Source organism: Priestia sp. ABM2_011 (assembly GCF_056158845.1).
This window is the reverse complement of the sequence record NZ_JBSWUB010000001.1, coordinates 5,041,696-5,057,500: the sequence shown is the minus strand read 5'-3', so window position 1 is coordinate 5,057,500 and position 15,805 is coordinate 5,041,696. Positions and strand designations below refer to the sequence as shown.

Sequence of the window (15,805 nt, the reverse complement as noted above, 5' to 3'; positions counted from 1 at the left end):
TCTGCGCCGAAAATGTACCGGGGCTAAACGTATCACCGAAGCTGTGGATTGACATCTTAGATGTCAGTGGTAGGAGAGCGTTCTAAGTGCTGTGAAGTCAGACCGTAAGGACTGGTGGAGCGCTTAGAAGTGAGAATGCCGGTATGAGTAGCGAAAGACAAGTGAGAATCTTGTCCACCGAATGCCTAAGGTTTCCTGAGGAAGGCTCGTCCGCTCAGGGTTAGTCGGGACCTAAGCCGAGGCTGAAAAGCGTAGGCGATGGCCAACAGGTTGATATTCCTGTACCACCTCCCCGCCGTTTGAGTAATGGGGGGACGCAGTAGGATAGGGTAAGCGCGCTGCTGGATATGCGCGTTCAAGCAGTTAGGCTGATGAGTAGGCAAATCCGCTCATCATAAAGGCTGAGCTGTGATGACGAGGGAATTATAGTACCGAAGTTCCTGATTCCACACTGCCAAGAAAAGCCTCTAGCGAGGCGGGAGGTGCCCGTACCGCAAACCGACACAGGTAGGCGAGGAGAGAATCCTAAGGTGATCGAGAGAACTCTCGTTAAGGAACTCGGCAAAATGACCCCGTAACTTCGGGAGAAGGGGTGCTCTGGTAGGGTGTATAGCCCGAGAGAGCCGCAGTGAATAGGCCCAGGCGACTGTTTAGCAAAAACACAGGTCTCTGCGAAGCCGCAAGGCGAAGTATAGGGGCTGACGCCTGCCCGGTGCTGGAAGGTTAAGAGGAGGGGTTATCCTTTGGGAGAAGCTCTGAATCGAAGCCCCAGTAAACGGCGGCCGTAACTATAACGGTCCTAAGGTAGCGAAATTCCTTGTCGGGTAAGTTCCGACCCGCACGAAAGGCGTAACGATCTGGGCACTGTCTCAACGAGAGACTCGGTGAAATTATAGTACCTGTGAAGATGCAGGTTACCCGCGACAGGACGGAAAGACCCCGTGGAGCTTTACTGTAGCCTGATATTGAATTTTGGTACAGCTTGTACAGGATAGGTAGGAGCCTGAGAAGCCGGAGCGCTAGCTTCGGTGGAGGCGTCGGTGGGATACTACCCTGGCTGTATTGAAATTCTAACCCGCGGCCCTGATCGGGCCGGGAGACAGTGTCAGGTGGGCAGTTTGACTGGGGCGGTCGCCTCCTAAAATGTAACGGAGGCGCCCAAAGGTTCCCTCAGAATGGTTGGAAATCATTCGTAGAGTGTAAAGGCACAAGGGAGCTTGACTGCGAGACCTACAAGTCGAGCAGGGACGAAAGTCGGGCTTAGTGATCCGGTGGTTCCGCATGGAAGGGCCATCGCTCAACGGATAAAAGCTACCCCGGGGATAACAGGCTTATCTCCCCCAAGAGTCCACATCGACGGGGAGGTTTGGCACCTCGATGTCGGCTCATCGCATCCTGGGGCTGTAGTCGGTCCCAAGGGTTGGGCTGTTCGCCCATTAAAGCGGTACGCGAGCTGGGTTCAGAACGTCGTGAGACAGTTCGGTCCCTATCCGTCGTGGGCGTAGGAAATTTGAGAGGAGCTGTCCTTAGTACGAGAGGACCGGGATGGACACACCGCTGGTGTACCAGTTGTCTTGCCAAAGGCATCGCTGGGTAGCTATGTGTGGACGGGATAAGTGCTGAAAGCATCTAAGCATGAAGCCCCCCTCAAGATGAGATTTCCCATAGCGCAAGCTAGTAAGATCCCTGAAAGATGATCAGGTTGATAGGTCAGAGGTGGAAGCGTGGCGACATGTGTAGCTGACTGATACTAATCGATCGAGGACTTAACCAAACTTTTAAAAGCGTAAGCTTTACTCAGCAAACAGTTATCTAGTTTTGAGAGAACAATCTCTTGTCTGGTGGCGATAGCGAAGAGGTCACACCCGTTCCCATACCGAACACGGAAGTTAAGCTCTTTAGCGCCAATGGTAGTTGGGACTTTGTCCCTGTGAGAGTAGGACGTTGCCAGGCCAATAAAAAGACTAGTCATTCAATGACTAGTCTTTTTTGTTTCTAAAAATTACAGCGTGAATTTAACTTTTAAATTATGTTACACTATAGTGGATTCATTTAATTTTTTATTATAAAAGTTCTTTTTGACGTTGTAAGAAACTTCTTTCAAACTGGAGGCTGCATTTTGGGTAAGAAATCAAAAAAAGTACTATACGAATTACAGGAAAATGAAACAATCGCAAGTTGTTTAGATCGGATGAAAAAAGATGGGTATATGCCCGTTCGACGAATGGAAAAGCCTATCTTTGAAGAAAAAGAAATAAATGGTAAAAAAGAGTATGTTCCGGTAAAGCAACAAATTGTTTTCGAAGGGAAAAGTCTCTAAATACGAACATTTTAATGATAAAAATAGTAAACATTCGATTTTTGGGTTGACTTTTTTCTGGTTTGGCTGTTATTATTAAGTTGTCAATTGAGATATCCGAAACCTCATATAATAGTGGGAATATGGCCCACGAGTTTCTACCCGATGACCGTAAATCATTGGACTATGAGGAGAGTACAATTACTAAATAGGTAAACATGATTCCTTTTCAAAAGGAATATTGATACATGAAACCTAGGGTAGTTGTGGCTTTCCTTTAGTGAGCCATAACATACCCTAGGTTTTTTTATAACGTGAAAAAGGAGCTTTTATTCATGAATGTAAAAGTTGCTGTTGTAATGGGCAGTCAGTCAGACTGGAGCACTATGAAATATGCGTGTGACATTTTAGATGAATTAAATATTGAATATGAAAAGAAAGTTGTATCAGCACATCGAACGCCGGATTATATGTTTGAGTATGCTGAAACTGCTAAAGAACGAGGGATTACAGTTATTATTGCTGGCGCTGGTGGCGCTGCTCACTTACCTGGTATGATTGCCGCAAAAACAATTTTACCTGTAATAGGAGTACCCGTTAAATCAAGTAACTTAAACGGTTTAGATTCACTTTTATCGATTGTTCAAATGCCAGGCGGCGTACCGGTAGCTACAGTAGCTATTGGGAAAGCTGGTTCTACGAACGCTGGCCTGCTAGCAGCACAAATCTTAGCAACACAGGATCCAACGTTAAGTGATCAACTTGAAAATCGTAGAGAGTCTATTAAATCATCTGTGTTAGAAAGTAGTGATCAACTTGTCTAATTTACTTATACCTCCTGGTAAAACAATTGGAATCGTAGGCGGTGGACAGCTAGGAAGAATGATTGCACTATCTGCTAAAGAAATGGGTTATTACATTGCAGTGCTTGAACCAACAGAAGATTCTCCTTGCGGTCAAGTAGCAGATATTAAAGTCATTGGCAACTATGATGATAGAAAAGCGGTTGAACAGCTTGCTGAAGTGTCAGATGTCATCACCTATGAATTTGAAAACGTTGATGTTGAGATGATGAAATGGCTAGAAACAAAATGCTACGTGCCACAAGGCAGTCATTTACTAGCCGTTACACAAAATCGTCGTTTAGAAAAAGAAATGATTACAAAGCTTAATCTAGACGTTCCTGATTACGCAATCGTTACGACTGAAGAAGAACTTTTAAAAGCTGTCGAAACAATTGGTTATCCATGTGTCGTAAAAACTTGCCGAGGCGGATATGACGGTAAAGGGCAAGTTCTAGTGAAAAATGAGAATAATATTCGTGAAGCAGCTGAGCTATTAGCACAGTCGGAATGCATTGTAGAACAGTGGATGAACTTAGATAAAGAAGTATCAGTTATTGTACACCGAAATGCAAAAGGCGAAACGGTATGTTTACCAGTAGCTGAGAACATTCATAAGCATCATATTTTGCACCAAACGATTGTTCCGGCACGTATTACAGCAGATCAAGAAGCGAAAGCTCTTCAATATGCGCAAGAAATAGCAAAAGGATTAGATTTAGTTGGTACATTAGCAGTTGAGATGTTCCTAACTGAAGAAGGTCAGCTTTATATAAATGAAATGGCACCTAGACCTCATAACTCAGGTCATTATTCAATCAATGCTTGTGATCTTTCTCAATTTCAGCAGCATGTAAGAGCCATTTGTAACTGGACCCTAGCACAGCCGACTTTATTAAAACCTGCTGTGATGGTTAACCTATTAGGGGAACATATTGAGAACACAATGGCAAAAATCGAATGTTTAGATGATATGCACTTACATTTGTACGGAAAAAAAGTTGCAAAAGAGAAGAGAAAAATGGGACATATCACGGTATTAGCTGATAAGATAGATGAGGCGATAGAAAAAGCCGAATCTCTAGGAATTTGGGAAAGAACGGAGGAAGTAACAACATGATTGAACGTTATACAAGACCAGAAATGGCAGCTATTTGGACAGAAGAAAATAAATTTAAAGCTTGGTTAGAAGTTGAAATTCTAGCTTGCGAAGCATGGTCAGAATTAGGACATATTCCGAAAGAAGATGTGAAGTTAATTCGTCAAAATGCATCTTTTGATATTAACCGCATCAATGAAATTGAACTAGAAACGCGTCATGACGTAGTAGCTTTCACTCGTGCAGTATCTGAAACGCTTGGTGAAGAGCGCAAGTGGGTACACTACGGTTTGACTTCAACTGACGTAGTTGATACAGCTCTATCTTATTTATTAAAGCAAGCTAATGAAATCTTGCTAAGTGACGTAGAGCGCTTTGTAGAAGTACTAAAGGAAAAAGCTCAAGAACATAAATATACGGTTATGATGGGACGTACGCACGGTGTACACGCTGAGCCAACGACATTTGGTTTGAAAATGGGATTATGGTATGAAGAAATGAAGCGTAACCTAGAGCGTTTAAAACGTGCTGCAGCTGAAGTGGAATTCGGTAAAATGTCAGGAGCAGTTGGAACGTTCGCTAACATCGATCCTTTCGTTGAAAAATACGTATGTGAGAAGTTAGGAATTTCACCAGCACCAATCTCTACGCAAACATTACAGCGTGACCGTCATGCACACTATATGTCAGTACTAGCGTTAATTGCGACATCTATTGAGAAATTTGCAGTAGAAGTTCGCGGTCTTCAAAAAAGTGAAACACGTGAGGTTGAAGAATATTTTGCAAAAGGTCAAAAAGGCTCATCTGCAATGCCTCATAAACGTAATCCAATCGGTTCTGAGAACGTAACGGGACTTGCTCGCTTAATTCGCGGCTATATGGTTACAGCTTATGATAATGTACCGCTTTGGCATGAGCGTGACATCTCTCATTCATCGGCAGAGCGTGTCATCTTACCTGATGCAACGATTGCTTTGAATTACATGTTAAATCGTTTTGCAAATATTGTTAAAAACTTAACAGTATTCCCTGACAACATGAAGCGCAACATGGATCGTACACTAGGGCTAATTTACTCACAGCGTGTACTTTTAACATTAATTAACAAAGGTATGGTACGTGAAGAAGCATACGACTTAGTACAGCCAAAAGCAATGGAAGCATGGGAAACGCAAGTTCCTTTCCGTTCTTTAATTGAAGGCGAAGAGCGCATTACTCGCCACTTATCGCCAGAAGAGATTGAAGATTGCTTCGATCATAAGCACCATTTAAAAAATGTAGATATGATTTTTGAACGTTTAGGTCTTTAATAAAAAAGGCAAGGCACGTCCTTGCCTTTATCTAAGAAAGTGTATCTGAATATTCTGTATGTAGAGGTGACAGCATGGAAAAGCAAGAGTTACTTTATGAAGGAAAAGCGAAAAAAATTTACGCTACTGATGAGCAAGATGTACTGTGGGTTGCTTATAAAAATGAAGCTACAGCATTCAACGGTCAGAAAAAAGCAGAGATTAGCGGAAAAGCACAGCTGAACAATCAAATTAGTAGTTTACTATTTTCAATGTTACATGAGCAAGGGATTACAACTCACTTTGTGAAGCAGCTTTCAGATCATGAACAGGCGGTTAAGAAAGTAGAAATTGTTCCGCTTGAAGTCGTTGTACGAAATGCTACAGCAGGAAGCCTTGCGAAGCGAATTGGCGTAGAAGAAGGTATTCGTTTTGAACAGCCAATCGTTGAACTTTACTACAAAGATGATGCGCTTGGTGATCCATTAATTCTTGCAGAACATGCGATTTTCCTTAAGGCTGCAACTCAAGCAGAGATTGATAGTTTAAAGGCACAAGCACTTCAAATCAACGAATTATTATCGAAATTTTTCAAAGATAAAGACATTTTCTTAGTGGATTTTAAATTAGAATTCGGCCGTACTTCTCAAGGCGACATTATTTTAGCGGATGAAATTTCACCTGACACTTGCCGCTTCTGGGATGTTCATACCAACGAAAAATTAGATAAAGATGTATTCCGCAGAGACTTAGGCGGTTTAACAGAAGCATACGAAAAAATCTTACAGCGAATCGGAGGATAACCCAACCATGTATAAAGTAAAAGTATTTGTCACATTAAGAGAAAGTGTATTAGACCCTCAAGGAGTAGCCGTTAAAAATTCATTGCACCGTATGTCTTATGAAGAAGTTCAAGAAGTACGCATCGGTAAATTTTTAGAGCTAACAATCGACAGCACAGATTCATTAGATGAACGCGTAAAAGAAATGTGTGAAAAGCTTTTAGTTAATACAGTAATTGAAGATTACCGTTACGAGGTTGAGGAGGTTGTCGTACAGTGAAATTTGCTGTAATTGTTTTTCCAGGATCAAACTGTGACGTAGATATGTATCATGCTATCAAAGATGAGCTTGGTGAAGAAGTAGATTACGTTTGGCACGATACAGAATCATTAGATCAATATGATGGTATCTTGCTTCCAGGTGGTTTCTCATATGGAGATTACCTTCGTTCAGGTGCTATCGCTCGCTTCTCAAATGTAATGGATGCTGTAAAAAAAGCAGCAAGCCAAGGAAAGCCAGTACTAGGTGTATGTAATGGATTCCAAATTTTATTAGAAGCAGGATTACTGCCAGGTGCTATGCGCCGTAATGAAAACTTAAAATTCATCTGTAAAACAGTGAATTTGAAAGTAGCTAATAACGAAACAATGTTTACAAATGCTTATGGCAAAGATGAAGTAATTGCTATTCCAGTGGCACACGGTGAAGGCAACTACTATTGTGATGAACATACGTTACAAAAATTGATTGAAAACAACCAGATTCTTTTCCAATACGCAGGTGATAATCCAAACGGAAGTCTTCAAGATATTGCAGGGATTACGAACGAAACAGGCAACGTATTAGGAATGATGCCTCACCCAGAAAGAGCGGTAAGCGATCTTTTAGGAAGCGCGGACGGACTTAAATTATTTCAATCAATTGTAAAGCAGTGGAGGGAACAAAATGTCGTTACTTCTTGAACCAAATGTAGAGCAAATTAAAGAACAAAAGTTATATCGAGATATGGGATTAACAGACGAAGAGTTTGCGAATGTAGAGCAACTGCTTGGTCGTACTCCTAACTATACAGAAACAGGCTTATTCTCTGTTATGTGGTCAGAGCACTGTAGCTATAAAAACTCTAAGCCTGTACTGAAAAAATTCCCTATCACGGGTGAAAAAGTATTACAAGGTCCTGGTGAAGGAGCTGGTATCGTTGATATTGGTGATAACCAAGCCGTTGTATTTAAAATCGAAAGTCATAACCATCCATCAGCGATTGAACCTTATCAAGGAGCAGCAACTGGTGTAGGTGGCATCATTCGTGACGTCTTTTCAATGGGAGCAAGACCGATTGCACTTTTAAACTCTTTACGTTTTGGTGAATTAACATCTCCAAAGGTTCGTCATTTGTTTGAGGAAGTAGTAGCGGGAATCGCAGGTTACGGTAACTGTGTAGGAATCCCAACAGTAGGTGGAGAAATTCAGTTTGAAGCTTCATATGAAGGAAATCCGCTTGTTAACGCTATGTGTGTTGGTTTAATTAACCACGAAGATATTCAAAAAGGTCAAGCTAAAGGCGTTGGCAACACGGTTATGTACGTAGGAGCAAAAACGGGACGCGACGGTATCCACGGCGCTACATTTGCTTCTGAAGAGCTATCTGATCAGTCAGATGAAAAACGTCCTGCTGTACAAGTAGGAGATCCATTTATGGAAAAACTTCTTCTTGAAGCTTGCTTAGAGCTTATCAAGTGTGACGCTTTAGTAGGTATTCAAGATATGGGTGCTGCGGGCTTAACAAGTTCTTCGGCAGAGATGGCAAGTAAAGCAGGTTCTGGTATTGAAATGAACCTTGATCTTGTACCTCAGCGTGAAACGGGTATGACACCATATGAAATGATGCTTTCAGAATCTCAAGAGCGCATGCTCATCGTTGTTGAAAAAGGCCGTGAAAATGAAATCGTCGAAATCGTTGAAAAATATGGATTAGAAGCTGTTTCAGTCGGTCACGTAACCGACGATAAGCGCCTTCGTTTAACTCATAACGGAGAAGTAGTAGCAGATGTTCCGGTAGATGCATTAGCAGAAGATGCACCGGTATACCACAAACCATCTCAAGAACCAGCATACTATCGTGAGTTCCAAGAGCAGTCAGCATACGCTCCTACTGTTGAAAATCACAGTGATATGTTAGTAACGCTTTTAAAACAGCCTACGATTGCAAACAAAGAGTGGGTTTACAACCAATATGACTACCAAGTACGTACAAACACAGTTGTATCTCCTGGATTTGACGCGGCGGTTGTTCGTGTACGTGATACAAATAAAGCATTAGCGATGACAACAGACTGTAACTCTCGCTATTTATACCTAGACCCGGAAGTAGGCGGCCGTATCGCAGTGGCAGAAGCTGCTCGTAACCTTGTATGTTCAGGTGCACAGCCTCTTGCGATTACAGACTGCTTAAACTTCGGTAACCCTGAAAAGCCAGAAATCTTCTGGCAAATTGAAAAAGCAACAGACGGTATGAGCGACGCTTGCCGTGAGCTATCGACTCCGGTTATCGGCGGTAACGTATCTCTGTACAATGAGACAAAAGGTGAAGCAATTTACCCAACTCCTGTTATTGGAATGGTTGGTCTAATCGACGATATCAACCATATTACAACTCAATATGCGAAGCAAAAAGATGACTTAATCTATGTTATTGGTAAAGCTGAAGCAGAATTCGCAGGTACTGAGCTTCAAAAAGTACTAGAAAACGGTACGGTATTCGGCCAGTCACCTAAATTAGATTTAGCGGTTGAAAAAACACGTCAAGATCAGCTTCTTCAAGCAATTCGTGAAGGTGCAGTTCAATCTGCTCACGATATTGCAGAAGGAGGATTCGCGGTAGCCCTAGCTGAAAAAGTGATGAACGGCAGCGGGTTAGGCGTAAACGTAACGGTAGACGGTGAAGCAACAGCAGAGCTATTCAGTGAAACACAATCACGCTTTGTCGTAACGGTTTCACCAGAGAATAAAGAAAAATTCGAAATGCTTGTACAAGATGCAACATTAGTAGGACGCGTAACAGAAGACGCAACATTAACTGTTAAACATCAAGAAAATGTTCTTGTTCAATTATCAGTTGAAGAATTAACTACTGCTTGGAAAGGAGCGCTTCCATGCTTGCTGAAATCAAAGGCTTAAACGAAGAATGTGGCGTATTCGGTGTATGGGGACATGAAAATGCAAGCCAGATTGCTTATTACGGTTTGCATAGCTTGCAACACCGCGGACAAGAAGGAGCTGGTATTGCTGTAACAGACGGAGAAAAAGTGACAGTGATGAAAGGCGTCGGTCTTGTTAACGAAGTATTTGGCCACGGAGAGTTAGAGCAACTAAACGGTAAAGCAGCAATTGGACACGTTCGTTATGCAACAGCTGGAGGCGGAGGGTTTGAAAATGTTCAACCCCTTCACTTCCGCTCTCATAGCGGAAGCCTTGCGTTAGCTCATAATGGAAACTTGGTTAATGCAAATGCATTAAAGCATCAGCTGGAAAACCAAGGGAGTATTTTCCAATCAACATCTGATACAGAAGTACTTGCTCATTTAATTAAACGAAGCGGCTATGAAGATATGAAAGATAAAGTGAAAAATGCTTTATCCATGGTTAAAGGCGCATACGCATTCGTTATTTTAACGGAAGATACGATGATGGTTGCACTTGACCCTCACGGACTGCGTCCATTATCAATTGGACGATTAGGTGATGCCTATGTAGTAGCTTCTGAAACATGTGCGTTTGATATTGTTGGAGCGGTTCATGAGCGTGATGTAGAGCCTGGTGAGTTACTTATTATTAATGATGAAGGTATTCAATCAGAGCGATTCACACTAAACGTAAACCGTGCTATTTGCAGTATGGAATATATTTATTTCTCAAGACCAGATAGTAATATTGATGGAATCAATGTTCACTCTGCTCGTAAAAACCTTGGGAAACAACTTGCAGTTGAGTCACCGATTGAAGCAGACGTTGTAACAGGCGTTCCGGATTCAAGTATTTCAGCAGCGATTGGTTTTGCAGAACAGTCAGGGATTCCATACGAATTAGGTTTAATTAAGAATCGATACGTAGGCCGTACATTCATTCAGCCTTCACAAGAATTGCGTGAACAAGGTGTAAAAATGAAGCTGTCTCCTGTACGTAAAATTGTAGAGGGTAAACGTGTTGTCATGGTAGATGATTCTATCGTTCGCGGCACAACAAGCCGCCGCATTGTTCGTATGCTTCGAGAAGCAGGAGCAACTGAAGTACATGTACGCATCAGTTCACCTCCTATTAAAAATCCATGTTTTTATGGAATTGACACGTCGTCATCCTCTGAGCTAATTGCTGCTACGCGCTCTGTTGAAGAAATTCGTGAATTGATTGAAGCTGATTCACTTGTTTTCTTAAGCAACGAAGGTTTAGTAGACGCAATCGGCAGACAGTATGAAGGCAACGGCGGACAGTGTATGGCATGTTTTACTGGAAAGTATCCAACTGAAATTTATCCAGATACTGTACACCCTCATGAAAAGGTAACTTGTTAGTTTTAACGTAAAAAAGGAGTGACAACATGTCATATTCATATAAACAAGCTGGAGTTGACTTAGAAGCAGGATATGAAGCTGTTTCACGTATTAAAAAGCACGTAGAACGAACTGCTCGTGCAGGTATTATGGGAACAGTCGGCGGCTTTGGCGGAATGTTCGATTTATCTACATTGAATTTAAAAGAGCCTGTTCTTGTTTCTGGTACAGATGGAGTAGGAACAAAATTGAAACTTGCTTTTCAAATGGATAAGCATGACACAATCGGTGTGGATGCAGTGGCCATGTGTGTAAACGACGTTTTAGCACAAGGAGCAGAGCCTCTCTACTTCTTAGATTATATTGCTTGCGGGAAAGCAGTTCCTGAAAAAATTGAATCGATTGTAAAAGGAATTGCAGACGGCTGTGAACAGTCCAACTGTGCGTTAATTGGCGGAGAAACAGCTGAAATGCCAGGTTTATACGAAGAAGATGAATATGATCTTGCAGGGTTTACAGTAGGAGCGGTAGAAAAGTCAGAAATTATTACTGGAGATGAGATTAAAGCTGGACAGCTGTTGATCGGTATTTCATCTAGCGGTATTCACAGCAACGGCTACTCTCTTGTACGTAAAATTGTTGATGATCAAGGATTAAATCTTCACGAAACTTACGCTGGTTTTAATGAAAAGCTTGGAGTTGAGTTATTAACACCAACAAAAATATACGTGAAGCCGGTTTTAAAAGCATTACATGCAGCTAAGATTGCAGGTATGGCTCATATTACTGGAGGCGGATTTGTTGAAAATATCCCTCGTATGCTTCCTGAAGGTTTAGGTGTAGAAATCGATTACGGTTCTTGGCCAATTCCATACGTGTTTGATTTCCTTGAAGAGCAAGGCAAGCTAGACCGTAAAGAAATGTTCGAAGTATTCAATATGGGAATCGGATTTGTTTTAGCTGTTGAACCTGAAGATATGAATAAAGTCATTGAAGCAATTGAAAACGAAGGCGAAAAAGCATTTGTTATCGGACGTGTCAAAGAAGGAACAGGTGTTGAATTTGCTGGAGGGACGTTTGCATGATAAATATTGCAGTGTTTGCTTCTGGAAACGGCAGTAATTTTCAATCCATCTACGAAGCAACTCAGTCAGGTCGATTAAAAGCAAATATCGCGCTTGTTGTTTGCAATAAACCCGATGCATACGTAATTGAACGAGCAAAAGCATGTGGAATACCATGCTTTGTTTGTTCGCCTAAAAACTATGAAAATAAAGAAGCGTATGAAGCAGCAATTCTTGCAGAGCTTACATCAGCTAAAGTAGAATTTCTTGTTTTAGCAGGATATATGCGATTAGTTGGTTCGACGTTGCTTAAGCCATACAAAAATCGTATTGTTAATATTCACCCTTCGCTGTTACCTGCATTTCCTGGGATTGATGCTATTGGTCAAGCTTTTGATGCAGGAGTAAAAGTGATTGGAATTACCGTGCATTTTGTAGATGAAGGCATGGATACAGGACCAATTATTGACCAGCAGGCTATTCGCATTGAAAAAGGCGATACAAGAGAAACAGTTGAGACCCGTATTCATGAAATTGAACATCAATTTTATCCCGCGGTACTGAATGAATTATTTGAACAAGCCGCAGTTAAATAAATAGGATGTAACCTTGTCAAAAAAGTTTTAATCCTTTACTATGGTAGAGTAGTAGTGGAAGAAAGATTTTAAATGAGAGATCGGATCAGGAGGAGTTTACAAAATGACAGCAAAACGCGCGCTTATTAGCGTATCTGATAAAGAAGGTATTGTTTCATTTGCACAAGAATTAAAGGACTTAGGAGTAGAAATTATTTCAACTGGCGGTACAAAGCGTACCCTAGAAGAAAACGGCATTGACGTTATCGGAATTTCTGAAGTAACTGGTTTCCCAGAAATTTTAGACGGCCGTTTAAAAACATTGCATCCTAACGTTCACGGTGCTTTATTAGCGTTACGCGATAATGAAGAGCATCAAGCTCAAATGAAAGAGCATAATATCTCGCCAATCGACTTTGTAGTTGTAAACTTATACCCATTTAAAAAGACAATTGAAAAAGAGGATGTAACGCTTGCTGAAGCGATTGAGAATATTGACATCGGTGGACCTACAATGCTTCGTTCAGCTGCGAAAAACTATCGTTCTGTCTCAGTTGTAGTAGATCCAAGCGATTACGCAACCGTAGTAGAAGAGTTAAAAGCAGATGGCAATGTTTCATTTGAAACCAACCAACGATTAGCAGCAAAAGTATTCCGTCATACGGCAGCTTATGATGCATTAATCGCTGAATACTTAACAAATATTACAGGTGAAACAACTCCTGAGAAATTAACAGTAACGTATGAGCGTGTTCAAGGCTTACGATACGGAGAAAACCCTCACCAACAAGCTTCTTTCTATAAAAAGCCGTTAACACAAAAAGGTTCTATTGCAACAGCTACGCAGCTGCATGGAAAAGAGTTATCATACAATAATATCAACGATGCAAACGCAGCTCTTCAAATCGTAAAAGAATTCAAAGAGCCGGCTATCGTAGCGATCAAACATATGAACCCTTGCGGTGTAGGTGTGGGTGAAACAATTGCTCAAGCTTATCAAAAAGCATACGAAGCGGATCCTACATCTATCTTTGGCGGCATCGTAGCAGCTAACCGTCCTATCGACCGTGAAACGGCTATTCAGTTAAAAGAAATTTTCTTAGAAATTATCATTGCTCCTGCGTTCGATCAAGAAGCATTAGATGTATTAACAGCTAAGAAAAACCTTCGTTTACTAACGATAGAGCTTGATGAAAAAGCAGAAAAAGAAGCTTTCTTAACGTCTGTAAAAGGCGGCGTGCTTGTTCAGGATGAAGACGTATTTGGATTTGATGATGCAACGATTACTGTTCCAACGAAACGCGAGCCAACAGAAAAAGAGTGGGCAGATTTAAAATTAGCATGGAAAGTTGTTAAAAATGTTAAGTCTAATGCTATTGTACTTGCAAAAGATGACATGACAATTGGCGTAGGTGCTGGTCAAATGAATCGCGTGGGCGCTGCAAAAATTGCAATTGAACAAGCTGGTGAAAAAGCACAAGGTTCAGCTTTAGGTTCAGATGCTTTCTTCCCAATGGGCGATACAGTAGAAGCAGCAGCTAAAGCAGGAATCACAGCTATTATTCAGCCAGGCGGATCAATTCGTGATGAAGAGTCAATTGCAAAAGCAGATGAATACGGCATTGCAATGGTATTTACAGGCGTAAGACATTTTAAACATTAATGAGGTGAAGAACGTGAATGTTTTAGTTATTGGAAAAGGCGGAAGAGAGCATACAATTGCATGGAAAGCTTCAAAAAGTCCACTTGTTAAAGAAGTGTTTGTAGCACCAGGAAACCCAGGCATGAGAGATGTGGCAACGATTGTACCAATCGATGAAAGCAGCCAAGAAGAGCTTGTGCAGTTTGCAAAAGAAAATAAGATTGGATTAACAATTGTTGGACCAGAAAATCCGCTAATTGAAGGCATTGTTGATCGATTCGAACAAGAAGGTCTTCCGGTCTTTGGACCGCGCAAACAAGCAGCGATGATTGAAGGAAGCAAAAGCTTTGCAAAAGAGCTCATGAAAAAGTATGATATTCCAACCGCAGCGTATGAAACATTTACGTCTTACGAGGAAGCAAAAGCATATGTGGAAAAGCAAGGCGCTCCAATTGTTATTAAAGCAGACGGCTTAGCAGCTGGTAAAGGTGTAACTGTTGCTTTAACAGTAGAAGAAGCCGTAGATACATTACGTGATTTTCTAGTTGACCAAAAATTTAAAGAAGCAAGTGCAAAAGTAGTTGTAGAAGAATTTTTGGATGGTGAAGAATTTTCATTAATGGCATTTGTACGCGGTACAAACGTATATCCAATGGTAATTGCACAAGATCATAAGCGTGCTTTTGACGGCGATCAAGGTCCGAACACAGGAGGTATGGGAGCTTACTCTCCTGTTCCGCAAATCAGTGATGCAGAAGTACAAGAGGCTGTAGAAAACATCTTACTTCCAATGGCTAAAGGATTAGCTGAAGAAGGCTGTGAGTATACGGGAATTCTATATGCTGGTCTGATTCAAACACAAAAAGGACCAAAAGTGATTGAATTTAATGCGCGTTTTGGAGATCCTGAAACACAGGTTGTACTGCCGCGTATGAAAAGCGATTTAGTCGATGTGCTTCTTCGCATTTTGAAAGAAGAAAAAGTAGAAATTGAATGGGATGACGAAGCGGCTATCGGAATCGTATTAGCAGCAGCAGGCTACCCAGAAGATTATCAAAAGGGTGCGCCAATTAACGGGTTGGATGCGATTAGTGAAGACGCGCTTGTTTTCCACGCTGGTACAGCTTTAGAAAACGACACATACGTTTCAAACGGCGGCCGCGTTCTATTAGTAGGTGCCAAAGGAGCAACCCTTCAAGAAGCGCAGCAAGAAGTATACAAACAAATGGCTCATATCGATGTAGAAAAAGGCTTTTTCTATCGCAAAGACATCGGCCATCGTGCATTAGCAAAAGCAGCTTTAAAATAAAAAAGGAGAGCTCCGGCTCTCCTTTTTACCTTATGAAGGATTATACGTTTCTTCGTTTCCGTTTGGATGGTGTTCATGTTCATCATGTTTTTGACATGAATCATATGCGTACGTAAGGGGACAAAAACGCGTGATGCCTTCTGCAACTTTTAAAGCGCCCATTAACCCTAAGAAGATGTATGAATCTTTGTACGGTCTGCGAGATAAACGAGATGTTGTCCAAGAAAGAAGGGTAAAGCCCAGCGTAAGTCGAATTAATGCGTTAACAATGCCGATATTTGGTTTCATGTTTTATCACCTTTATTCATAAAATTAATAACAGTTTCTGAATGCGTTTACATCACGGATGTGTTACG

14 protein-coding genes, 2 rRNA genes and 1 riboswitch (1 of these 17 cut by a window edge) are annotated in these 15,805 nt (G+C 41.4%); of the genes, 15 read left to right on the top strand and 1 reads right to left on the bottom strand.

What is annotated here, in order from left to right; genetic code table 11:
* The 15 genes from ACXAE4_RS26555 to purD all read left to right on the top strand — a co-directional run.
* Nucleotides 1-1,774 (top strand): 23S ribosomal RNA (locus tag ACXAE4_RS26555); it begins 1,161 nt to the left of the window's first position.
* Nucleotides 1,775-1,837: 63 nt separating this feature from the next.
* Nucleotides 1,838-1,953, top strand: a 5S ribosomal RNA gene (gene rrf, locus ACXAE4_RS26550).
* Nucleotides 1,954-2,119: 166 nt separating this feature from the next.
* Nucleotides 2,120-2,320, top strand: a complete 201-nt coding sequence (locus tag ACXAE4_RS26545; protein WP_014461942.1) for an NETI motif-containing protein — start codon at nucleotides 2,120-2,122, stop codon at nucleotides 2,318-2,320.
* An 84-nt stretch (nucleotides 2,321-2,404) separates the two neighbouring features.
* A riboswitch (purine riboswitch) is annotated at nucleotides 2,405-2,506 on the top strand.
* A gap of 128 nt (nucleotides 2,507-2,634) precedes the next feature.
* Nucleotides 2,635-3,123: a 5-(carboxyamino)imidazole ribonucleotide mutase gene (gene purE / locus ACXAE4_RS26540; protein WP_098112275.1), complete on the top strand. Its 489-nt coding sequence runs from the start codon at nucleotides 2,635-2,637 to the stop codon at nucleotides 3,121-3,123.
* A complete protein-coding gene (gene purK, locus ACXAE4_RS26535) occupies nucleotides 3,116-4,261 on the top strand; it encodes a 5-(carboxyamino)imidazole ribonucleotide synthase (RefSeq protein ID WP_013081438.1) in 1,146 nt (381 codons plus the stop codon). The genes purE and purK overlap by 8 nt, the downstream gene beginning before the upstream one ends.
* Nucleotides 4,258-5,550: an adenylosuccinate lyase gene (purB, locus tag ACXAE4_RS26530; RefSeq protein WP_013055036.1), complete on the top strand. Its 1,293-nt coding sequence runs from the start codon at nucleotides 4,258-4,260 to the stop codon at nucleotides 5,548-5,550. The genes purK and purB overlap by 4 nt, the downstream gene beginning before the upstream one ends.
* 74 nt (nucleotides 5,551-5,624) lie before the next feature.
* Nucleotides 5,625-6,332: a phosphoribosylaminoimidazolesuccinocarboxamide synthase gene (gene purC, locus ACXAE4_RS26525; protein ID WP_098112276.1), complete on the top strand. Its 708-nt coding sequence runs from the start codon at nucleotides 5,625-5,627 to the stop codon at nucleotides 6,330-6,332.
* Nucleotides 6,333-6,339: 7 nt separating this feature from the next.
* Complete coding sequence (gene purS / locus ACXAE4_RS26520; protein ID WP_014461938.1) at nucleotides 6,340-6,591, top strand: phosphoribosylformylglycinamidine synthase subunit PurS; 252 nt, start codon at nucleotides 6,340-6,342, stop codon at nucleotides 6,589-6,591.
* Nucleotides 6,588-7,274, top strand: a complete 687-nt coding sequence (gene purQ, locus ACXAE4_RS26515; protein ID WP_013055039.1) for a phosphoribosylformylglycinamidine synthase subunit PurQ — start codon at nucleotides 6,588-6,590, stop codon at nucleotides 7,272-7,274. The genes purS and purQ overlap by 4 nt, the downstream gene beginning before the upstream one ends.
* On the top strand, nucleotides 7,258-9,489 hold the full coding sequence (gene purL / locus ACXAE4_RS26510; RefSeq protein WP_475237299.1) for a phosphoribosylformylglycinamidine synthase subunit PurL: 2,232 nt from the start codon (nucleotides 7,258-7,260) through the stop codon (nucleotides 9,487-9,489). The genes purQ and purL overlap by 17 nt, the downstream gene beginning before the upstream one ends.
* Nucleotides 9,465-10,880 carry an amidophosphoribosyltransferase gene (gene purF / locus ACXAE4_RS26505; RefSeq protein ID WP_013055041.1) on the top strand — a complete coding sequence of 472 codons (1,416 nt, stop codon included), beginning with the start codon at nucleotides 9,465-9,467 and terminating at the stop codon, nucleotides 10,878-10,880. Before purL ends, purF begins: the two co-directional genes overlap by 25 nt.
* A gap of 26 nt (nucleotides 10,881-10,906) precedes the next feature.
* Nucleotides 10,907-11,944 (top strand): phosphoribosylformylglycinamidine cyclo-ligase, encoded by a 1,038-nt coding sequence (gene purM, locus ACXAE4_RS26500; RefSeq protein WP_028412529.1) that lies wholly within the window; start codon nucleotides 10,907-10,909, stop codon nucleotides 11,942-11,944.
* Entirely contained in the window at nucleotides 11,941-12,519 is a 579-nt protein-coding gene (gene purN / locus ACXAE4_RS26495) for a phosphoribosylglycinamide formyltransferase (protein WP_289578663.1), read from the top strand. The genes purM and purN overlap by 4 nt, the downstream gene beginning before the upstream one ends.
* Nucleotides 12,520-12,622: 103 nt before the next feature.
* Entirely contained in the window at nucleotides 12,623-14,161 is a 1,539-nt protein-coding gene (purH, locus tag ACXAE4_RS26490) for a bifunctional phosphoribosylaminoimidazolecarboxamide formyltransferase/IMP cyclohydrolase (protein WP_025752921.1), read from the top strand.
* A gap of 13 nt (nucleotides 14,162-14,174) precedes the next feature.
* A complete protein-coding gene (gene purD / locus ACXAE4_RS26485; RefSeq protein ID WP_028412528.1) occupies nucleotides 14,175-15,449 on the top strand; it encodes a phosphoribosylamine--glycine ligase in 1,275 nt (424 codons plus the stop codon).
* A gap of 30 nt (nucleotides 15,450-15,479) precedes the next feature.
* Here the strand turns inward: purD and ACXAE4_RS26480 are convergent, their stop codons facing one another.
* Nucleotides 15,480-15,737, bottom strand: coding sequence for a YgaP family membrane protein (locus ACXAE4_RS26480; protein WP_016762773.1), 258 nt, complete (start codon nucleotides 15,735-15,737; stop codon nucleotides 15,480-15,482).
* Nucleotides 15,738-15,805: the final 68 nt, after the last annotated feature.